At 70.4% G+C, this 20,620-nt stretch carries 14 protein-coding genes; 3 read left to right on the top strand and 11 right to left on the bottom strand.

What is annotated here, in order from left to right; translation table 11 throughout:
* The first annotated feature begins 39 nt into the window (after positions 1-39).
* Positions 40-987 carry a LysR substrate-binding domain-containing protein gene (locus A6A40_RS21870; protein WP_108547938.1) on the top strand — a complete coding sequence of 316 codons (948 nt, stop codon included), beginning with the start codon at positions 40-42 and terminating at the stop codon, positions 985-987.
* A 69-nt stretch (positions 988-1,056) separates the two neighbouring features.
* On the opposite strand, the gene A6A40_RS21875 is transcribed toward A6A40_RS21870, so the two are convergent.
* Complete coding sequence (locus tag A6A40_RS21875; protein ID WP_108547939.1) at positions 1,057-4,317, bottom strand: efflux RND transporter permease subunit; 3,261 nt, start codon at positions 4,315-4,317, stop codon at positions 1,057-1,059.
* Complete coding sequence (locus A6A40_RS21880; RefSeq protein ID WP_236783941.1) at positions 4,314-5,333, bottom strand: efflux RND transporter periplasmic adaptor subunit; 1,020 nt, start codon at positions 5,331-5,333, stop codon at positions 4,314-4,316. The genes A6A40_RS21875 and A6A40_RS21880 overlap by 4 nt, the downstream gene beginning before the upstream one ends.
* Positions 5,334-5,470: 137 nt before the next feature.
* Here A6A40_RS21880 and A6A40_RS21885 point away from each other — a divergent pair, with 137 nt between their 5' ends.
* Together A6A40_RS21885 and A6A40_RS21890 are read left to right on the top strand one after the other, a co-directional pair.
* Complete coding sequence (locus A6A40_RS21885; RefSeq protein WP_108547940.1) at positions 5,471-5,674, top strand: YgaP family membrane protein; 204 nt, start codon at positions 5,471-5,473, stop codon at positions 5,672-5,674.
* Positions 5,675-5,703: 29 nt separating this feature from the next.
* The gene (locus A6A40_RS21890; protein WP_108547941.1) at positions 5,704-6,063 is read left to right on the top strand and encodes a carboxymuconolactone decarboxylase family protein; all 360 of its coding nucleotides are present in this window, start codon (positions 5,704-5,706) and stop codon (positions 6,061-6,063) included.
* A 22-nt stretch (positions 6,064-6,085) separates the two neighbouring features.
* Here A6A40_RS21890 and A6A40_RS21895 read toward each other — a convergent pair whose 3' ends face one another.
* From A6A40_RS21895 to A6A40_RS21940, 9 genes are all read right to left on the bottom strand, one after another.
* A complete protein-coding gene (locus A6A40_RS21895; protein WP_108547942.1) occupies positions 6,086-6,562 on the bottom strand; it encodes a hypothetical protein in 477 nt (158 codons plus the stop codon).
* Positions 6,559-7,938: an exopolysaccharide Pel transporter PelG gene (gene pelG / locus A6A40_RS21900; RefSeq protein ID WP_108547943.1), complete on the bottom strand. Its 1,380-nt coding sequence runs from the start codon at positions 7,936-7,938 to the stop codon at positions 6,559-6,561. The genes A6A40_RS21895 and pelG overlap by 4 nt, the downstream gene beginning before the upstream one ends.
* A 1-nt stretch (position 7,939) precedes the next feature.
* On the bottom strand, positions 7,940-9,508 hold the full coding sequence (pelF, locus tag A6A40_RS21905; protein WP_108547944.1) for a GT4 family glycosyltransferase PelF: 1,569 nt from the start codon (positions 9,506-9,508) through the stop codon (positions 7,940-7,942).
* Positions 9,505-10,641: a hypothetical protein gene (locus tag A6A40_RS21910; RefSeq protein WP_108547945.1), complete on the bottom strand. Its 1,137-nt coding sequence runs from the start codon at positions 10,639-10,641 to the stop codon at positions 9,505-9,507. The genes pelF and A6A40_RS21910 overlap by 4 nt, the downstream gene beginning before the upstream one ends.
* The gene (locus tag A6A40_RS21915) at positions 10,638-12,065 is read right to left on the bottom strand and encodes a GAF domain-containing protein (protein WP_108547946.1); all 1,428 of its coding nucleotides are present in this window, start codon (positions 12,063-12,065) and stop codon (positions 10,638-10,640) included. The genes A6A40_RS21910 and A6A40_RS21915 overlap by 4 nt, the downstream gene beginning before the upstream one ends.
* Before the next feature lie 14 nt (positions 12,066-12,079).
* A complete protein-coding gene (locus A6A40_RS21920; protein WP_108547947.1) occupies positions 12,080-12,724 on the bottom strand; it encodes a hypothetical protein in 645 nt (214 codons plus the stop codon).
* A 1,733-nt stretch (positions 12,725-14,457) separates the two neighbouring features.
* Positions 14,458-17,436, bottom strand: a complete 2,979-nt coding sequence (locus A6A40_RS21930) for a tetratricopeptide repeat protein (RefSeq protein ID WP_108547948.1) — start codon at positions 17,434-17,436, stop codon at positions 14,458-14,460.
* A 7-nt stretch (positions 17,437-17,443) separates the two neighbouring features.
* Positions 17,444-19,720 (bottom strand): polysaccharide deacetylase family protein, encoded by a 2,277-nt coding sequence (locus A6A40_RS21935; RefSeq protein ID WP_108547949.1) that lies wholly within the window; start codon positions 19,718-19,720, stop codon positions 17,444-17,446.
* Positions 19,717-20,613, bottom strand: a complete 897-nt coding sequence (locus A6A40_RS21940) for a glycoside hydrolase family 191 protein (protein WP_236783942.1) — start codon at positions 20,611-20,613, stop codon at positions 19,717-19,719. Before A6A40_RS21940 ends, A6A40_RS21935 begins: the two co-directional genes overlap by 4 nt.
* Positions 20,614-20,620 lie beyond the last annotated feature (7 nt).

Consider the following 20,620-nt stretch of genomic DNA (forward strand, 5'->3'; position numbering starts at 1 on the left):
GATCGCTCATTGTTGAGCAGAATTCATGTGAATGGCGCGATGCGGAAACGGGTCTCAATCAAGGCTTTGCAGGCGTTCGAGGCCGCTGCGCGGCTCGGTTCCTTCGCGACTGCGGCGGAGGATCTCGGACTGACGCCGTCGGCGATCAGCCATCAGGTGAAAATCCTGGAGGAACAGCTTGGCTTGCCGCTGTTCCATCGTGTTCACCGCTCGGTCGCCCTGACCGATGCCGGGCGCAGCTTCGCCACCGAGATCGTCGGCGCCTTCGCCCGGATGGAGACCGCGATCCGCAACGTCACCACGTCCGGCAGCGGCACCGAGATCCTCACCGTCCGCTCGATGCCCAGCTTCGCCACCCAATGGCTGATGCCAAGGCTGAACCGGGTGAAGGCGCTGCATCCCGCCATCGACATCCGGCTGCAGGCTTCGGTCTCACCCATCGACCTGACGGCGGGCGCGGTGGACGTCGACATCCGCTACAACCCCGGCCCGCCGCCGGCCGGCTGCATGCTGGAGCAGTTCCCGGAAGACATCATCGTGCCGATGTGCTCGCCCGCGCTGGCGGACGGGCTGGTCCCGATCCGCGAGCCGAAGGATCTGAGCCGCCATGTCCTGATCCATTCGGAAATCAACATCGTCGGCTGGCGCGACTGGGCGCGCCGGCACCGCGGCGTGCAGCTGGATATGGACCGCGGCCTGCGTTTCGACCGCTCCTTCATGGCGATCAACGCCGCGGTGAACGGCATGGGGGTGTGCCTGGACAGCCTTCTGCTCGCCCGGCAGGAGCTTCAGTCCGGGCAGCTGGTCGTCCCCTTCCCCACCCGCGGCCTGCGGGCGCAGGGGCATGGCTTCGTCACGTTGAAATCGACCGCCGACCTGCCGAAGATCCGGCTGTTCCGCCAATGGCTGTTCGGCGAGCTGGATGCCTGCCGCCAGTGGGAGGACCATTATCTCGCCTCGCTCGGAACGCCCGCATCGGGCGACTGACACCGGGCGGAGGCGCCAGCGCCCCTCCGCCCGATTCGGCATCCGGTCAGCCGTACGGCTTCGGCTCGATCACGCCGGTGGTGGGGTTGAGGCCGGGGACGGGGTGCCGCCGCGAAGCGCGACGTAGATGGCGGGGATGACCAGAACGGTCAGCAGGGTGGAACTGGCAAGCCCGAACAGCATGGAGATCGCCAGCCCCTGGAAGATCGGGTCGGTCAGGATGAAGGCCGCCCCGATCATCGCGGCCAGCGCCGTCAGCAGGATCGGCTTGAAGCGGATCGCCCCGGCCTCCAGCACGATGTCGCGGATCGGACGTCCGTCATGCCCCTTGGGATCGTCGCGCAGATGGCGGATGAAATCGACCAGCAGGATGGAATTGCGGACGATGATCCCGGCCAGCGCGATGAAGCCGATCATCGACGTGGCGGTGAAGGGCGCCGCGAACAGCCAATGGCCGAGCAGGATGCCGATCAGCGTCAGCGGCACCGGGACCAGGATGACCAGCGGCAGCTTGAAACTGCCGAACTGGGCCACCACCAGCAGATAGATGCCGAGGATGGCGACGGCAAAGGCCGCCCCCATGTCGCGGAAGGTGACATAGGTGATCTCCCATTCGCCGTCCCACAGGATGCTGGGCCGGGTTTCGTCCGCCGGCTGGCCATGCAGCCGCACCTCCGGCGGACGGTCCAGCCCGACGGCGCGCCAGTCGATCTGCGACAGGCGGTCCTGCACCGCCAGCATGCCGTAGATCGGCGCCTCGAACCTGCCGGCCAGCTCCGCCTGCACCATCTCGGCGAAGCGCCCGTTATGCCGGAAAACCGGATGGGAGGCCGGCTCCCTGGTCATGGTGACGAGGTTGCCAAGCTCCACCGATCCGCGCCGGCCGGGCACCGGCGTCGCCAGCACGCGCTCCGACAGGAACAGGTCCGATTTCGGCAGGCGGACGGAGATCTCCATCGGCAACCGCCCGGCGCCGCGATGGGAATACCCCACCGGCACCCCGCCGAGCAGGGCCTGCAGCGTGTCGTAGACCGCCTCCTCCTCCACGCCGAAGAAATCCAGGTTGCCGTGGTCGAGGGCGAAGCGCAGGCGCTCCCCCGGCTGGCGGACGGTGCCGTCGATATCGACGATGAAATCGACCTGCCGGAACGCCTCGCGCACCAGAGCGGCGGTCTTTCGGCGGGTTTCCGCATCCGGACCGTAGATCTCGGCCAGCAGCGTGGACAGCACGGGCGGCCCCGGCGGAACCTCCACCACCTTCACCACGGTCCCCGCCGGGAAGGGCACGGCGGCAAGCCGCCGGCGCAGGTCGATCGCCACCTCGTGGCTGGAGCGCGACCGTTCCGCCCGAGCCGCGAGAGCGACCTGCAGGTCACCCTTGTGCGGCTGGCGGCGCAGATTGGATTGGCGGACCAGGCCGTTGAAGTTGAAGGGCGAGGCGGTGCCGGCATAGGCCTGGATGCCGGTCAGCTCGGGCAGGCCGGCGATGCGGTCGGCGGCGGCGAACAGCGCGCGCTCCGTATCCTCCAGCGACGCACCCTCCGGCAAATCGACGACAACCTGAAGCTCCGACTTGTTGTCGAAGGGCAGCAGCTTGACCGTCACGTCCTTGCTGTAGAACAGCAGGAGCGAGGCCAGCGTGGCGACGCCCACCGCCAGCAGGAAGGCCCAGGCCGACCGCTTGCTGCGCACCACCGGCCGCGCCGCCGCCAGATAGAAGTGGCCAAGGCGCCCGCCATGGGCCTCGGCGCCGCCATGATGGCCCCCCTCCCGATCGCCATGCGCGGGCGGCATCCCGCCGCGGCGCAGCTTCACCATCAGCCAGGGCGTCAGCACCATGGCGACGAAGAAGCTGAAGAGCATGGCGGCCGACGCATTGGCCGGGATCGGGCTCATGTACGGCCCCATCATGCCGGAGACGAACATCATCGGCAGCAGGGCCGCGACCACCGTCAGGGTGGCGACGATGGTGGGGTTGCCGACCTCGGCCACCGCCTCGATGGCGGCCTGGATGCGGGAGCGGCCGTCGCGCATCGACCAGTGGCGGTCGATGTTCTCCACCACCACGATGGCGTCGTCCACCAGGATGCCGATGGAGAAGATCAGCGCGAACAGGCTGACGCGGTTGATGGTGTAGCCCATCGCCCAGGAGGCGAACATGGTCAGCAGGATCGTGGTGGGGATGACCACGAAGACCACCGCCCCCTCGCGCCAGCCGATGGCCGCAGCCACCAGCAGCACGATGGACAGGGTGGCGAGCGCCAGATGGAACAGCAGCTCGTCCACCTTCTCGTCGGCCGTCTCGCCATAGTTACGGGTGACGGCGACCTCCAGGTCCGGCGGCAGTCCGGCCGAGCGCAGGGCGTGCAGACGCTCCAGCACATGGTCGGCGATGACCACGGCGTTGGCCCCCGCCCGCTTGGCGACGGCGATGGTGACCGCCGGCACGCGGGTCAGCCCGCCCTTGCCGTCCGGCACCATGTGCCAGGCCCGCGCCTCCTCCGGCCGGGCACCGACGATCACATCGGCGACGTCCTTCACATAGACCGGGCGCCCGTCGCGCGTGGTCAGCAGCAGCAGGCCGATGTCGGGAACGCCCTGCAGGGTCTGGCCCGCCACCGCCGGCAGGCTGCCGCCCCGCGCGCGCAGCTGTCCGACCTGGAAGGAGCGGTTGGCGTTCCTCACCTTGTCGACCAGCTGGTTCAGCGTGACGCCGGCCAGGGCGAGGCGTTCCGGGTCCGGCTCCACCCGGATCTGGTCCGGCCGGCCACCGACGATGTAGGTCAGGCCGACATCCTCGGTCTTCACCAGCTCGGCCAGCATGCGGTCGGCCGCCGTCCACAGCGCGTTGTCATCCCAGCGCGCCGCCGCTTCCGCGCGGGGAAACAGCGTCAGCGTCAGGATCGCCACGTCGTCGATTCCGCGCCCGACGACCAGCGGTTCCGGAATGCCGAGCGGCATGCGGTCGTAATTGGCGCGCAGCTTCTCGTGCACGCGCAGGATGGCATTGTCGGAGGGCGTGCCGACAACGAAGCGGGCCGTCACGACGGCGCCGTCGTCCAGCGTCTGGCTGTAGACATGCTCGACGCCGTCGATGGCCTTGACGATCTCCTCCAGCGGCTTGGTCACCAGCTCCACCGCATCGTCGGCGCGCAGCCCGTCGGCGCGGACATGGACCTCGACCATCGGGACGCTGATCTGCGGCTCCTCCTCGCGCGGGAGGGAGAGCAGGGCGACCGTCCCGACCACCAGCGAGGCCAGCAGCAGCAGAGGGGTCAGCGGCGAGCGGATGAAGGTCCGCGTCAGCCAGCCGGACAGGCCGAGCCTCATCGTGCCGCCCCCGCCTTGACGATCACGTCGCCGGGCCGCAGGCCGGACAGGATCTCGACGGCACTCGAACCTTCACCCGGAACCGGGCGCCCGACCTGAACCGGGATCTCGACCCCGCCAGCAAGCCGCACCATGTCCAGCCCCAGCCGCCGGGCCAGATAGTCCGGTGGGATGAGAATCGCCTCGCGGCTGCCGGTGGCGACCAGAACCCGCACCCGCTCGCCGACGAAATAGTCGCCGAGGCCCGAGACCTCGGCATCCGCCACCACCTGCCCGTCCTCCAGTTCGGGATAGACCCGGCGCACCGTTCCGCGGGCGAGGCCCGCCGCCGAATCCGGAGCGAGGCCGCGGGCGCCGACCAGAACGGGATCGCCCTGCTTCATGAAGCGGGCGTGACGCTCGGGCAGGCGCAGGCGCAGCACGTAGCTTTCCGTGGCGATGGTCGCCACCGCCTCCCCCGCCAGCACCACGACGCCGTCGACCAGCGGCACCTGCAGCACCCGGCCGGCCGCCGGGGCCAGCACGTTGCCCTCCCGGAGCTGCTGTTCGACCACGGCGCGGTCGGCCTTCATGGCGGCCATCTGGGCGCGGACCACGTCGAGCGCGGTCGTCGCGTCGTCGAGCTTCTGCTGGCTGCCGATGCCGGTGGCGCGCAGCTGGCGGGCACGGTCGAGCTCGATCTCCGCCTGACGCTGCTGCGCCTGGAGCGACTGCAGACGGGCATCGAGCGCCGCGATCTGCAGCGGCAGCTTCGGGTCGCCGACCGTGGCGATCACCTGCCCCACCTCCACCCGATCGCCTTCCAGCACCGTCAGGCCGGACAGGGTGCCGCCGATCCGGGTCCGCGCCTTGGCCTGACGGACGCTGTCCACCGTGGCGAAGACGGATTTCAGATCCTCAACGGGCCGGCTTTCCACGGTCATGCGGCCTTCCTCCGCCGCAAGCGGAACGGAAATGCAACACAGCAGGAGGGCGAGGATGGGAAGCGCCGGAAAGGCGCTCTTGCGGGTGCTCATGATGGGAAGCCCTGGCCTGTGGCTCTCGGTTTGACGCTTGACCATTTAATAAGGTAAATCTAATTTAGCGTCAACGAAAGCATGCAGGGGTCGCCCGAAAGCGGGCGCCCCGGCCGCACCGCCTCGGGAATGGACACATGAACATCGACCGCATCGTCATGGCCTTCGCAGGAACCGTCATCCTGGCCGGCCTCGCCCTGTCGCAGCTTCACAGCATGGCGTGGCTGTGGCTGCCCGCCTTCGTCGGCGCGAACATGCTGCAGGCCGCCTTCACCGGCTTCTGCCCGCTGGCCATCGTGCTGAAGAAGGCCGGCGCCCGCCCCGGCTGCGCCTTCAACTGATCTCCAGCGCTCACAGAAGGATACGGATCATGCACAAGAACTGGCCCGACATGACGGTCGAACTGTCCGGCGCCATCCGCGAGTTGCGCGGCGGCGCGCCGGAGGTGATGAAGGCCTTTTCCGGCATCGCCCAGGCGGCGCTGAAGGCGAACGCGCTCGACACCAAGACGAAGGAACTGATCGCGCTGGCCATTGCCGTGGCCATCCGCTGCGACGGCTGCGTCGCCTTCCACGCCGAGGCCGCGGTGAAGCAGGGCGCCACCCGCGAGGAGGTGATGGAGACCATGGGCATGGCCGTCTACATGGGCGCCGGCCCATCCGTCATGTATGCAGCCCAGGCGCTGGAAGCCTACGACCAGTTCGCGGAGAAGGCCAAGGTCACGGCCTGACCGCGGCAGGCAGGTGCCGCAATCAGCCGCCGATGTGGTGCGGCATCAGCTTCGCCTGATCGCCGACCCAGACGCTGCAGCGGCTGTCCTGGTTGCGGAAGAAATAGACCTTGCCGGGCTGGCGCCGGTTCTGCGGATCGACCAGATTGGCGCCGCCGGAAAAGGCGACGCCATAGCGGAACTCCGGCGTCGCCGCCCAATAGAGGCCGTCGATCTCCTGCAGGAAGGCGCCGCGCTGGCACAGATGCGACAGCGTGCGGTCGAAGGTGGCAAGGCCCTTCAACCCCTGCGGCAGGGCGTAGACGCGGCGGCTTTCGGTGCGGCGCGGGCGCGGCTCGCGGCCGGGTTGCGGGGCCTCGTAGGCGCTGAAGGGCGGGCGCAGGTGACCGGGATCGGTGCGGTCGGTGGGCAGCATCTCCTGCGCCCCGGCGGTCGGCGGAAGCAGGAAGGCGGCGAGCAGGAGGCCGCTCAGCAGGGCGGCGACAGGGCGGCGGGTCATCGGACCGACGGGTTGTTGGCGACGAAGGCGAAGTAGGGCAGACGCCGCACCGCGTCGGCCACCATCAGATAGGCGACCGCGAAGGCGACCAGCGAGCCGAGGAAATAGCCGTAGCCGTACCACGGGAATCCCAGGCGGCTGAACAGCAGGGTGAAGCCGCCATTGGCGGCCAGATAGACCAGCTGCGCCGTCAGGTTCCGCGCCCGCAGGTCGAAATAGGCCAGGATGACCGTGCAGAACAGGAACATCACCTGGAAGAAGGCGCCCAGCACGCCGAAGCGGAACATGCCGATCTGCTGGTACTGCAGGCCGATGGCGCCGACGATCATAGGGGCCAGGAAGATGCAGACGGCGCAGACCGCCCCCTGCAGGATCACCAGATTGCGGCTGCTGTCCAGCAGGGCGGCGATGATGGCACGGTGGTTGCGCGCGATCTGGTCGAAGGTCGCGTGTTTCTGGATGTCGCGGTAGAAGCCCTGGTAATGCTCGAAGAAGCGGGTCTCGATGTTCACCGTGAACAGGGTCAGCGCCGGCAGCGTCGTCAGGTAGGCGACGAACATGGCGCCGTCATAGGCGCTGTAGATCGTCATGGCGCCGGAGACGATCTCGCGTTCCGGTGCGAACCACATGATCCACTTGTCGGTCCACACCGCGGCATTGGCGAACAGCCCGATCAGGGCAAGGTCCCAGTAGCGGCGGAAATAGCTGAGGAAATCGAACAGACGGCCGACGGGATAGGGATATTCGGCCAGCACCCGCGCGATCAGCCCGAACTGGATCACCGCCAGCCCGGATGAGAAGCCCCAGACCATGCCGGCGGCGCCATGGCGGTCGCCCAGCAGCAGCGTGGCGGCCATGCCCACCGCCATGCCGACGCCGAAGGCGACGGTGACGGCCAGATAGTCCTTCAGCGCCGACAGGAAGATCGACACCACCCAGATGCCGCAGACCAGGAAGAAATTCGCCAACCCGCCCAGCATCACCGGCAGCGGCAGCCCGCTGAACAGCGGATAGAAGGGGCCGGCGGTCAGCCCGGCGATGGCATAGGCCAGCCCCAGCGTCGCCAGCAGCATGCCCGGCGCCGCCTCCACCTCCTTGGCATAGATGGCGTCGGCGAGATAGCGGGTGGCGACCATCACCAGCGGCCCGGTGAGGACCACCGAGAAGCAGAAATTGTAGATCACCACCACGCGGAACTGCGTCAGCTGCTCCATCTCCACCAGATCGCGGCCGAACAGCGTGATGCCGGCCAGCGCCAGGATGGTGAACATCCACGGCCCCGAGGTGATGAAGGCGGAATGGGCATAGCCCTGCAGCACGCCCAGCAGGTCGTCGCGCCGGGCCAGCCGGCGGAGCGCGAAGCCGATGCCGGCCATCTCAGGCCGCCCCGCTCGGGTGGAAACCGGGTTGCTCAAGCGTCGGCCGGGTCGGCATGGCGATGTGCTCGTCATAGATGGCGCGGTAGATGCGGTCGATGGCGACCTTGTCGTAGGACTGGGCGACGCGGCGGGCGATGGCCTGGGCGCAGCGCTCGCGCCAGGGGCGGTCGAGCAGCAACGCGCGCAGTTCCCGCGCGGTGTCGAGCGGGCTTGCCAGCGGCGTCACCGCCCCGCCCGGCCCCAGCGGCGGATCCTCGTCCGGGCGGCCCAGCAGCAGCTCGGCGCAGGACCCCACGTCGGTCGCCACCGTCGGCACGCCGGACGCCCCCGCCTCCAGGATCACCAGCGGCTGCGCCTCGCTGACGCTGGTCAGCGCGATGGCGTCGACCCGGCCCAGCCAGTCGGTCAGCTTGACCCGGCCGGCGAAGACCACCGTCTGCTCCAGCCCGAGATGCGCAACGATGGTGCGGCATTCCTCGACATAGCCGGGGTCCTCTTCCAGCGGCCCGAGGATCATCGCCTTCAGGCCGGGAATGTCCTCGCGCAGGATGGCGGCCGCGCGGATGTAGGTCTTCACGTCCTTGATCGGCACGACGCGGCCGATCAGCGCGATGGTGGGCGGGCGCGGCTCCGGATCGCGCCGGACCTGGGAATAGCCGGCATAGTCGATGCCGTTGGGCACGATCATCAGCTTGGCCGGATCGGCGCCCTGGCGGCGCTGGAACTCCTGGTTTCCGCCATACAAGGTGATGATGCGGTCGCAGGCGTCGTAGCAGGCCTTGGAGTAGCTGGCGAAGGTGTCCAGCCACAGATCCCGCAGGTCGCGCTTCTTGCGGTCGAGCACCAGGGAGGTGTCGCCACCCTCGAACAGCCATTCGGCCATCAGGATCTCGATGCGCCGTTCGTTGGTGTAGATGCCGTGTTCGGTCAGCAGCGCCGGACGCCCGGTCTCCAGCCTCGCCCGCGCGGCGAACAGCCCGGCATAGCCGGTGGAGACGGCATGATAGACCCCAGCCTGCGGCATCGGCACCAGCAGCGTGGCGAACAGCCCGCTCATCAGCGCGCGGCTGCCCCAGAAATACTCAAGGAAGGAGGCGTCCGGCAGGGCTGCCCTGCACATGCGCACCACCATCTGGAAGGCATCCTCGGAGTTCAGCAGCGCCCGTTTGCCGACCCGGCCGCGCCGCGGCGCCAGCAGCCGCAGCACCTCGGCCACCTCCGCCAGCCCGCCGCCCTGCTGCAGCCGGCCGAGCGGCGCCTCCAACGCCGCCACCAGCCGCGCCGTTCCGGGCTGCCAGCGCCAGCCGGCGGGCGGATCCTGGAGATAGACATGGGTCAGGCCGGTGACGTTGGGCGGCAGCTCGTAGGCCAGCCGGCGGGCGCCGCGGTCGGCCACCAGGGCGACGACATGGAAGGTCAGGTCGGCGTGGGAGCGGATCAGGTCATGGGTCCAGGTCGACACGCCGCCCGCGACATAGGGGTAGGACCCTTCCATCAGCAGACAGACGTCGGCCTTGGGGGCATGGGGCGCTTCGGGCAATGAGGCTCCGGGTGACGAAAGGCTCATGCGGCAAGCTCCGGAGCGCCGGCGCCCGGCGGAACCGCCTCTGTCGAATCTCCGCGCCAAAGCGCGAAGACATCATGCAGGGTGTGCGGCAGTTCGGCCTCGCCGCCCAGCAGGTCGGACCGGCGGCCCGGCAGCGCCCGCAGCTCGGCGAACCGGCCCAGCCGGAACAGGCTTTCGGCGTACCAGAAGAGGATGCGCCGGTCGGCCGTGCGGTCGACCAGCGGCTCCAGCCTGTCCGCCGCCTCCGCCGCCAGTCCGCAGCGCAGCAGCAGCCGGCCGAGGTCGAGGCGGATGCCGTCGTCATCGGGGGCCAGCTCCAGGCTGCGGCGATAGCCCTCCAGCGCCCTTTCCCGAATTTCCGCCTCGCGGTTGGGATCCAGCAGCCCGCAGAAGGCGTAATCGTCGAGATGGCGGGCGAGCGCGGCCAGGGCGTCCGCATCCTCCGCCCGGTCGCGCGCGGCATGGTCCAGCGCAAGCCAGCGCTCGTTGAACTCATGCTCCACCCGTGCGGTGGCGGTGGCGGCCTGGACGCGGACGGACGGATCGGCGTCGGCGAGGCCCGCCTTCAGCGCCGGCGTGAAGGCAGGGCGGAAATGGCGGGCGACCAGCGCGATCACCGCCTGCTTCTGCTGCGGTGAGCCCATCCACATCACGTCGGTGAAGGACTCGCCGGCGGCAAGATGCGCGGTCTCCCGCCCGCTCACGATCAGCTCGTACAGCTCGCGCGCCGGGCCGATCTCGCTGTCGGGGAAGAGGGAGAGATACCAGTCCTGGAACCCGGTGGCATAGCGGCTGAACAGCGCCAGCAGCGCCGCGGTCGCCACGGTGCAGGCGGCCCCGACCGGACCCAGCGGCACCATGGTGACCAGCAGAAGCCCGGCCAGCCGCAGGTCGCGCCCACGCCGCACCAGTCCGCGCACCCAAAGCCCGACCAGACCGCAGAGCGCCAGATGTAGCGCCGCGCCGACCGGCAGGGCGAAGGGCAGATCCGAGAGGGCCAATGCCGCCACCGCGGCGTCGAGCAGACCGGCGGACGGCGCCACCAGCAGCAGCTCGCCCACGCCGGCGGACGGCCGGTCGCCGGCAAGACCCTCGGAAGCGGCGGAGGACAGGACAGAGGATTGGGCCTTCATTGCGCCGCCGGCCCTTCCGGTTGGCCTTCCGCCCGTCCATCCGCAGGCGTTTCGATCCGCCGGGTGGTGAAGCCGATGGTGATGTCTGCCAGTTCAGCCGGCAGGGACTGCCGGACGGCGCGCTCCAGCTTCGCCTCCACCAGACGGGCGCCGTCGAGCGGCGTACCGGCCAGCACGACGCCGAAGGACGTCCCCTGATGGCCGAAATCGCAGGCGAGATCGGTGTCGCGCAGGCTGCCGCGCACCGCCTCGCCGATGGCGGCGGCAAGTTCCGCCCGCTGGCCCACCGACAGGCGGGCGATGCCGATGGGGCGGATGGTGATGGCCGTGGTCTCGAACCCCATGCGGCGCCCGAGCAGCGCCAGGAAGTCCGCCTGACGGCCGATGTAGCTGGAGGAATAGAGGGCGTCGTCGGTGAACACCCGCTGTTCGTTGGCGGTGCGGTACTGGCGCGCCTTGGCCAGCGCGGTGCCGATCCATTCGCACAGGATGCGGAAATTCTCGACCGTGTTGACGCTGAGGTCGGTGAAGCCCAGGCTTTCGATCTTCACCATGCCGATGACCTCGCCGGTGTCGCTGCTGACCAGCGGTCCGGCCAGGATGCCCTCACCGGCCAGGATGCGCTCGTCCTCTGCGCGGCTGACGCAGACCTGGCGCTGGCGGGCGATCACCTGCTGGAACAGGGCCGTTCCGCTGTCGAACCAGCGGGCATAGGTGTCGTTGTCGTCGTCCCAGCCCTCGTTCGTCACCGATTCGAGCACGTCGTTGTTCAGCAGGAACAGCGAGAACTTCTCCGGCTGCATGACGGTGCGCACGAGGTCGGCGACGCCCAGCATCACCTCTCCCTCGTCCAGCCGGTCGATCGACTTGGCGGCCTGATAGAGGGTGAAGACGGTGCGCAGCTGACCGGCGACACGGGTCTCCAGGCTCTCCTTGACCGATTTCAGCGCACGGTAGGACCGGGCGATGGCCTCCGCCTCCTGCCGGGCGGCGGCAAGACCGGCGCGCAATTCCTCCCGCTCGCGCAGATGGCGCATGCGCAGCTCGCCGAACAGCACGGCGGCGACCAGCCACAGGATCGGCTCGCGCGACAGGGTGAAGAGATGGTCGTACAGGTCCTGGGTGATGCCGGCGTCCGGCACATTGCCCAGCCGCAGCGCCGCTGTCGCAGCCAGCGCCGCCAGAACGCCCTCGTTCGTGCCGTACTGGATCGCCAGCAGCAGGACAGGGATCCAGAAGGGATGCGGCTGGACCCCCTCGAACCGCAGCCCGGAGCCCAGCCAGACATCCAGCCCCAGCGCCACGCCGAAGAACAGCGCAAGCTCCAGCAACGCCACCGGACGCAGGCCGAACCAGCGGCGGCGGAACACACCGTCCACGGGGATCGGGGCGGTCACAGGAGCGGCGGAGGGCGGGCTGCTCATCGTCGGACCGGGCCTCAGGGAGCGGTGGCGACCACCGGCCGCAGGCTGTCGATCATGCGCGTCACCACGCGCTGGGCGACGTTGTTGACGCTGTCGCGGCTGAAATAGCCACGCCCGGCCTCCGACTGGCTGGAGGTCCACAGGACCGCCCCGTCGGAGACGCGCACCAGCCGGGCGTTCAGCCCGACCACCGGCTCCTCCCGCAGGCCATGCTGATATCCGTATTCCGACACGCTGCCGGCCAGCACCGCATCCGCCGCCAGCGCCCGGCCGGCGGCCTGCGCGTCGAGCGGAGCATCGGCCTGGGAGGCGGACGCCGCGGCGGGGCCGGCATCGGCGGACTTCATCTCCGACAGGCGGTTGCGGACCCGGCCGGCCTCCACCATGCGGACACCGCCGACGCCGTACAGCTCGGTGGAGACGAGATCGGCGGCGATCTGGCCGGCGTTGGGATGGTTGGTCAGGTTCTCGAACGGCAGAACGGCGACGGTGGCGCCGGCCGGCAGCGCGGCACCCGGCTGAGCGAAGTCGCGGCTGTTGATCCGCCCGACGCTGCAGCCCGCCAGCAGCAGCCCGGCCAGCAGCAGCACGCCGCAGGTCCGTATTCCCTTGGCCGTCATCCCCATAGCCGTCGGCTCCATCGCGTCACGCATCCCCATTCCGCCGTTTCCCTTCCTTTGACCATGAAGACGTTGACACACCGTCAATACCGCCAGACGAGAGTGACGCCGGCGCTGTTCACCGCGCTGGCCGTGCCGCGGGCGGTGGAGCGGGCATGGGCGGCGCGAAGCCCCAGTTCCAGCCCTTCCACCGGCTCCCAACCCAGCGAAACCGCGCCCTGCGGGCCGCTGCGCCCGCGCCGGTCATAGGCATAGCCGAGCTGGGCGGCGTAGCGGACATAATCGGTGAGATGGTCCTCGACATTGATCTGGAGCGCGTGGACCTCGCGCGTCGCGGCCGGCAGCGGGACGTAGGTCTGTCCGTCCGCGTTCTGCCGTTCCTCGCGATGGCCGACATATTCGGCGTCCAGCACATAGGCGATGCTGGCGAGCGGCCCGGCCGCGTTCAAGGTGTAGCGCAGGGAGCCTTCCACCGTGGCGCTGCGCGCCAGATCGGCGGCACCGGCCAGCCCATAGCGGTTGTAGCCGGCGCCGAAGGACAGCGACCAGCGCTCCGACAGCCGGTCCTCCTGCTGCAGGAAAACCCGGTCGCGCCGGCCGCCGTCGACGATGCCCTCCAGGAAGGCGAAGTTGGGCTCGCTCCAGGCGAAGCCTGCGCGGGTCTCCGACTCCTCGTCACGCCAGCCATGGGTGTAGCCGGCGCCCAGCGTCCGTGGGGCGGCGTAGACGGACAGAGTGGAGCGCTGCAGCTCCGGCCAGTCATGGACCAGGGCAGCCTCCAGACGGGCGCGCGCGCCGTGGAAGGGCTCCAGCCGGCCGTCGGCGCGCTGGGCGGCGTCGACATCCACCTCGCGCCGTTCAAGTGCCCAGGTCAGGCTGGTGGAGCGGCCAAGCTCCTGCACGCCGCCGAGCCGCGCGATGCGCTGCATGTCGGCGTTGCGCACCTGCTGCCAATCGACGTCGAGACGGACGCGGTCGGCATTCGCGTACAGAAGCAGCGCCTTGGCCTGGACCAGCGACGGTTCGCCGGGCGTCAGATCCAGCGCACTGTCATAGGCCATGGCCGCCTCGCGCCAGCGGCCGAGCCGCTCCTCCGCCTGCCCCAGCAGGGCGGTGGATTGGGCGTCCCGCGGGTCCTGCGTCAGCAGGTTGCGCAGCAGCTCCCGCGCGGGGCGGACCTCCCCGTCCTCCATCATCGTGAATGCGCGGAAATAGTCGATGCGGCGCTGCGCGGCACGGTCGGCCGCCTCGGCCTGCGGCGTCGGGCGCGCGGCGGGGGCGCGGCTCAACGCAATGGTCACGCCCCTGTGGTCCGCCGCGATGTCGGCGGCGACGTCGGCGGCGGGGATCAGGACGACGCTGTCATAGCCGTAGAGGATGTTGTCGATCCAGGACTCCAGCCGCTCCGGCACGCGGTCGAGCGCCACGTCGCCGAGCGGCCGGCTGAAGCGCAGGACGATCTCGCGGCCCTGGTGCTCCACCTCGGTCGCGACCGGAGCGGGCCAGCTCAGGGCGAAGCGGGCGGCGCGATCCTCCCGCAAGGTTTCCAGACGGGCGGAGGACGGCGCCGGCTGGGCCTGGATGGGGGTGGCGGCGAGGAGGAGGGTGAGTAGAAGCACCAGGAATCCCCTCTCCCCCCCGCTCACGCGCAAACNTGCGTGGCGTGACTTCCCGAGACTCCTCCCCACGCATCCCCCTCACCCTCCCCACGCCGGTGGCGCGGGGCCCCTCCCTCTCCCCGGGGGGGAGAGGGGGTGGATTGCGGGAATTGGTCACGGAAGGGCCAGGACACGGCGGGCCTCCGGCAGTCGTCCGTTTTCGATCAGCATAGATGCATAGTCCGCCGTCAGCTGCCGGTCGCCGGGGCGGCGCTTGCGCAGGGAGTCGAACAGGGCGACGGCCTCGTCGACCATGCCCAGCCGGTTCAGCAGGTTGGCCTCCGTCAGGACCGCCGCATCGTCCCGGCCGCCACGGGCGCGGAGCTGGGCCAGCGCGGTGCGGTAGAAGGGGACGGCAGCGGCCGGGCGCTTCAGGGCGGTCAGCGCCTCGCCCAGGAAGTAATGCGCCTCGTAATCGTCGGGACCACCCGCAGTGTAGCGGCGCAGCAGGCGCTCGGCGTCGGCGAGGCGGTTCCCGTCATAGGCGAGCATGCCCAGCTGGCGCAGTGCGTCGGCATCCTCCGGCTTCCTTGCCAGCAGGGCCGTCCAGGCTTCGGCGGCGGCGGCGCGCTGGCCGGTCTGTTCGGCAAGGCGGGCATAGCGGCGCAGGCGGTCGGGCGTGGCGTCCTCGCGCAGGGCGGCGCGGACGGCGACCGCCAGCTCCCTGCCCTTGCCGGCCGACGCGAGCGCCTCGATGTAGGGGGCCTGAAGCACCGGCTGGGCCGGCGGTCCGGCGGGCGTCGCGAGGCTCGCGGTGACGCGGGCGCCGCCGCCGAGTTCGGCCAGACGGTCGTACCATGCCGCCTGCGCCGCCGGGCCGGCCGCCGCCTTGGCCCGCGCCTCCAGCCAATCGAGCGCGGCGGACGGCGGGCGCGGTCCCCACAGATAGGCGAGCTGCCGGAAATCCTCGCTCTGTGGCCCCTGCATCGCGGCCAGCCGCTGCAAAGCCTGCGTCGCCCCCGCCTTGTCGCCGAGCGCCAGCAGGGCGGAGACCGGTTCGCGCCGCCGCTCCACCGGCAGGCGGTCGTCGGTGGCGCGGGCCAGCAGATAACGCCGCAGCTCCGCCTTGCGGCCCAGCTTTTCCAGCGTGTCGCGGTAGAGTGAATCCTCCGCTTCGGCCAGCGGGGCGGCGGTGGCCTGCCGTTGCAGCAGACCGGCAAGGTCGGGCAGTGCGTCCGCCTTGGCGGCGGCATCGGCATAGACCGCCAGCCAGTCGCCGCCCAGCCGTTCCGCCCGTACGCGCAGCAGCGGCAGGGCGGCGCGGTAGGCCTTGTGGTCGAGCAGCAGATAGGCGATTCCCTGCTCCTCCGCGTCGGTCAACCCGCCCTTCGCCAGCTTGGCGGTCAGATGGCGGGCCAACTCCTCCGACCGGCCGGCGCCGTCGAGCGCCGCGATGTAGGCGGCCTCCACCTCCGCCCCGCCCTGGTCGAGCAGGGGGGCCAGCAGCGGCAGCGCCTCGGCCGGATTTCCGGTCGCGGTCAGGGCGATGGCGACGGCCAGACGGCTGCGCGGCGAGGGGTCGAGCGCGAAGGCGCGCTGTGCTGCGGCCAGCGCCAGCGGGGCGGCGCGCCGGTCGGCAACCGCCCGTTCGGCGGCGCTGCCGGCGATGTCCTGCAAGAGGGCGGCGGGCAGCACCGGCCGGGCGGCCAGCCAGTCGGCGACGGCAGCCGGATCGCCGGCCTTGGCGGCCAGCCTCGCCCAGCCCTGGTCCGCCGCCGGAGAGGGCTTTGCCTGCCGGCGCGCAGCGAACCAGTCCAGACCGGCGGGCGCGCGGTCCAGGTCGCTGAACAGGGCCGCCAACTCCTCCAACTGGTCGTCGGACAGGATTCCCGACAGCGACAGACTGTCGAAGGCGGCATCGGCGGCTGCACGGCGACCGGTTCGGTCGAGAATGCGGACGGCGGCCAGCCGGTCGCCAAGGGTCAGCGCACTCCCGGCCAGACCGCGCTCCGCCCAGCGCGCGGCGGCATCGGCATCGCCGCGGCCGAGCGCGATGTTCGCCGCCAGCACCGGATAATCGGCGAGGAACCCCTCGCCCAATTCGCGATGCAGGCGGTCGAGGAAGGGGCGGTCGCCGTCGCGCAGCGCCGTCTCGGCCAGCCCGGCCAGGACCCAATCCGGCGCCAGACGCAGGTCGCGGCCCTTGGCGGCCTGCAAGGCCTCCTGCGCCTGCCCGGCATTCATCTCCAGCGCCAGCAGCCGGCCGAACTGCGAATCCTCCACCCGGCCGGACAGCGCCGACAGGCGGGTCCGCGCCTCCTCCCGGCGGTCGGCGGCGATCAGCAGGTCGATGTAGGTCAGCTCCAGCGCAAACACGGGTTTTTGCCCGGTCAATTGCGGCTCGATCAGCCGCAGGCCCAGGTCCGGCCGGGATGCCGCCGCCAGTTGGCTCGCCAGACCGATCATGTCGGCGACGGCCGGCTGCTCGCCGAGCCAGCGCCGGGCGCGGTTGAAGGCATCCTCCGCCCGTCCGAGGTCGATCAGCAGGCTCATCAGCAATTCGCGGCTGTCGGCGCCGATGTTGCCCCGGGCGCGGTCGTCGGCATGAATAAGCCGGTCCACCGCGTCGGGATGGTCGCCGCGCGACGCCAGCAGAGCCGCCAACTCCTGCTGGACCTCGACATCGTCGGGCGCCAGCGCGCAGTAGCGGGCCAGCGCCTCGACCTTCAGCGCCATCCGGTTGCGGAATCCGGCGGCATAAGCCAGTTCGCGGTAGAGGTCGGCGCTGCGCCGCAGCTCCGCCAGGACCGTCAGGTTCTCCAGGTGATCGCCCGGCCGCTGGGCGTCCTGGTAGAGGCGGTTCAGCAGCTCGCGCGCCTCGATGGAGGACGGCTCGGCGGCGACGAACCCCTCGGTCAAGGCGATGGCGCGTTCCAGGTCTCCCTGGGCCAGCGACAGGCGGGTCAGCGGCATCACGGTGGCGCCGCCGCGGTCGCCGGCGGCATAGCGCTCCTCATAGACGGCGCGGGCGCTGTCGTAATCGCGGTCGCGGAATTTCTGCAGGGCAAGCTCGCCGCCGCGCGGGATCAGCAGCAGGCTGGCGCCGACGCCCGCCAGCAGCACCAGCAGGACGACCAGGATGTTCGCACGCATCGCCGCCCTACCCCGCCACGCCGCCCGACGGGCGGAACCGCAGCAGCAGCGGGGCGATGCCGGAAACAGGGACGGTCAGCGCCAGCCGGCCATCCTCGTCCGCGGCCGCACGGCCGCTCCACAGAACGGCGCCATCGCGTTCCACGGTGACAGTCCAGGGTCCGGAACGGGGAACCCGCCAGACCATGGCGCCCTCACCATAGCCGGCGGCGGCGACGCGGAAGCCCTCCCCCTCCCCCGCCAGCGCCGAGAAGGCCCAGCGCCCCTCCACCAGATAGGGCATGCTGGCCGGCGGATCGCGGTCGGCGCGGTCGATGTCGGCAAGCGCCACCACCGGTTCCGCCACTGTTGGGTCGAGCGCGACATAGAGGCTCCCCTGGCAGTGGCGCTGGCCCAGCACCCCGGCGGAGCGGGAGAAATCGACCGCGCTGGAGCTGGCCCTATCGAAGCGCAAGGTGTTCAGCGCCCCACGGTCGCGCACGCGCCAGCGCCGCCCGCCCTCCAGCGGTTCGAGACGGGTGGTGTAGAAACCTTCGGCGATCCGGGCGTAGGTGGAGGCGGCGACCGGAGCCAGCTCCGTCGCGCGGGCGGCGGTCAGCACGCTGACCAGCGCGTTCAGACTGGCCGCCTTCTGGCCGCTGTACATGTGGTAATAGACGTTGAAGGGCTTCAGCCGGATCGGGCTGCCGGCATGCCGCATGGTATGGACCAGATTGCGGTAGCCGTAGAAGCGGTTGGTCCACAGGTCGGTGTAGGTGTTCTCGTTGCTGCCGGCGGCATAGATCTGGCGTTCCGCCCCCACCGGCAGGCCGACCGGCGGCAGGCCGGTGATGGACGGAAAATCGGCGTCGAATCGGGCATCGCCGCCGTTCATGTTGACGCCGCCCGCCTTGCGCACCGCCGCCAGCGCCGCCTCGAACGGAGAGGTGTCGCCCGACCATTGCACCAGCACCGCCCGCTTGCCGGCGGGCGCCAGCCGGGTGAAATAGTCCAGCGCGCCGCCGATCTCCTGGTCGAGGTCGAAGGGCTGCTGCAGATAGGCGCGCGGCAGGGCATAGCGGCCGATATCCGACACCTCGCCCGCCGTCTCCGCCGCATGGTCGTCGCCCTTGGCCGGGCGGTAGCTGCCGTCGCGGTCGAGGAATGGTGCTTCCTTCTGCCGGCTGTAATCCTTGAAGAAGGCCCACTGGAAGGGGTGGGTCCAGGTGTGGCTGGCCGGTTCGACCTGAGGCAGGGCAAAGAGCCTCTTCGCCGCCTCCACCGACTGCGGCGTGCCGTTCCAGGTCGGATCGAGGTCGCCGACGATGGGGGCGACGGTCACCGGCAGGTCGGGAAAGGGCTCGATGGCGGCGAGGCGCACCATGTCGGCGGACAGGACGCGCCTGGCGGCATGGGGCGTCACCTCCGTCACGTTGCGCCAGCCGTCGCCGTCGATGTGGCTGAAATAGATCCGCCGGCCCGACAGGGTGGTGACGTCGGGTTTCGGCAGGTCGTCGGTGGCGAAGGCGTTCCGGAAGAAGGCGAAGGGATCGACGATCCATTGGCGCCGGTTGTACTCGGCGTCGAAATGGCGCCCGTAGCCATCAACCGCCAGTCCGCCGGCCGGGCCGGTCACCACCAGATGGCTGTCGCTGGCCGGATCGTCCGCCCGCCGCATCACCAGATGGGAGGAAACGCGCGCATCGGTCTTGCGGAACAGCGGATAGCCGGGCAGCACACCCGACAGCGGCCGCTCGAACCCGATCGTCCTGTCGGCCAGCGCCGGCTTGGATTTGTAAGTCAGGTCGGAAAAGCCGTCATCGTCGCGCAGCCCGAAATGGGCGAAGAAGCGGTTGGCAAGCGCCAGCGGCACCGGCCGGCCGCCGCGCTCCAGCCGCACCCCCGGCTGGCCCAGGACGGCGAAGCGGACGCCGCGGTCCATCGCCCGCCCCACCCAGTCGATGTAGGCCCCGACATCGGCGAAGGGCTCGCCGGCGAACCAGGTGACGACGCCGCGCAAGCCCGGATAGCGCGACAGGTCGGGCAGGCCGTCGGCGACGTTCCAATAGACCACCGACAATCCCAGATGGTTCAGCGGCAGTTCCGCCATGCTGTGGATGCGGCTGAGGCGGATCGTGTCCTCCTCGCGCAGGTCGACCAGCGCCAAAATGGTGCGAGGCACCTCCTGCCGGACGGATCCGGCCGCAGGCGGCACCTCAGCGGCCCGGATGGGAGCGGCCCACGGCAGCAGCAGGCCGAGCGCCAGCGCCGCCGCCCGCGCGGCCGCCGTGGCGATGCGCCTCACCGGGCCGGCTCCGGGATCAGGCGGTCGAGTTCGACCGTCGAGACATAGGGGGAAAAGCCGTTGGCCCGCTGCAGATCGTAGATGGCCCGCAGGCCTGCCTTGTCGGCCGGATCCCAGTAATCGAGCGTCAGCAGGCCGAGCCGCGGGTTCGATACGCCAGCGGCCGTCAGCACCTCCACCTGGAACCGGTAATCCTCCGCACTCTGGCGGTGCGGGCGCTTGGCGGCGAAATCCCAGCCGGCATAGACGCTCTCACCCAGCGCATGGGTCAGCAGCGGGGCCGTCTGCGGCAGGATCTCGTAGGCGCGGTTCTGCATCAGGCCGATGTCCGGCCAGTTGCGGCGGATCGCCCGCACCAGCGCCGCCGCCGCGTCGGTCATGCCGCGCCAGCGCTCACGATCGGTGCGCTCCAGATGCGGCGGATTGTCGAGCGTGTCGAGGAAGACGCCGTGGAAGCCTTCGCGCAGGATGGCCGGCACCAGCTCCTCGACCACCAGACTGATCCAGCGGCGGTCGCGGACATCGACATAGAAGCTGCCAGGCCAGTTGGGGTTCTCCTGATCCAGGATGCCCCAGCCCTTCACCCGGCCGAACCAGGGCCGGTGCGTCTCCACCTCCCCCACGCTGAGATAGCCGAACAGGCTCTTGCCACGGTCGGCCAGCGGCTGGAGCGGCGGATGGGTGCGGCTGTCCAGAACCAGCAGCCGGTAGGGCTGGAAGGCCGACAGCGGGGCGGCATCGGCGTAATAGACCGCCCAGGGCGCAGGGGAAGAGGATGAAGCGGCGGCACGTCCGGCCTGGGCGGCTCGCAGGGGGCGGTTGGGCAACGCCAGAGACGCCGCACCCGACACCAGCCCCGCGGCGACGGCACGCCGTCCGATCAGACCACCCATCACGCTG

It is taken from the genome of Azospirillum humicireducens, from assembly GCF_001639105.2.
GTDB classification, from domain to species: Bacteria; Pseudomonadota; Alphaproteobacteria; order Azospirillales; family Azospirillaceae; genus Azospirillum; species Azospirillum humicireducens.

Coding starts and splice junctions, on each gene's coding strand:
- A6A40_RS21870 (WP_108547938.1), top strand. CDS start 40: ATGCGGAAACGGGTCTCAATCAAGGCTTTGCAGGCGTTCGAGGCCGCT.
- A6A40_RS21875 (WP_108547939.1), bottom strand. CDS start 4,317: ATGAGGCTCGGCCTGTCCGGCTGGCTGACGCGGACCTTCATCCGCTCG.
- A6A40_RS21880 (WP_236783941.1), bottom strand. CDS start 5,333: ATGAGCACCCGCAAGAGCGCCTTTCCGGCGCTTCCCATCCTCGCCCTC.
- A6A40_RS21885 (WP_108547940.1), top strand. CDS start 5,471: ATGAACATCGACCGCATCGTCATGGCCTTCGCAGGAACCGTCATCCTG.
- A6A40_RS21890 (WP_108547941.1), top strand. CDS start 5,704: ATGCACAAGAACTGGCCCGACATGACGGTCGAACTGTCCGGCGCCATC.
- A6A40_RS21895 (WP_108547942.1), bottom strand. CDS start 6,562: ATGACCCGCCGCCCTGTCGCCGCCCTGCTGAGCGGCCTCCTGCTCGCC.
- pelG (WP_108547943.1), bottom strand. CDS start 7,938: ATGGCCGGCATCGGCTTCGCGCTCCGCCGGCTGGCCCGGCGCGACGAC.
- pelF (WP_108547944.1), bottom strand. CDS start 9,508: ATGAGCCTTTCGTCACCCGGAGCCTCATTGCCCGAAGCGCCCCATGCC.
- A6A40_RS21910 (WP_108547945.1), bottom strand. CDS start 10,641: ATGAAGGCCCAATCCTCTGTCCTGTCCTCCGCCGCTTCCGAGGGTCTT.
- A6A40_RS21915 (WP_108547946.1), bottom strand. CDS start 12,065: ATGAGCAGCCCGCCCTCCGCCGCTCCTGTGACCGCCCCGATCCCCGTG.
- A6A40_RS21920 (WP_108547947.1), bottom strand. CDS start 12,724: ATGGGGATGCGTGACGCGATGGAGCCGACGGCTATGGGGATGACGGCC.
- A6A40_RS21930 (WP_108547948.1), bottom strand. CDS start 17,436: ATGCGTGCGAACATCCTGGTCGTCCTGCTGGTGCTGCTGGCGGGCGTC.
- A6A40_RS21940 (WP_236783942.1), bottom strand. CDS start 20,613: ATGGGTGGTCTGATCGGACGGCGTGCCGTCGCCGCGGGGCTGGTGTCG.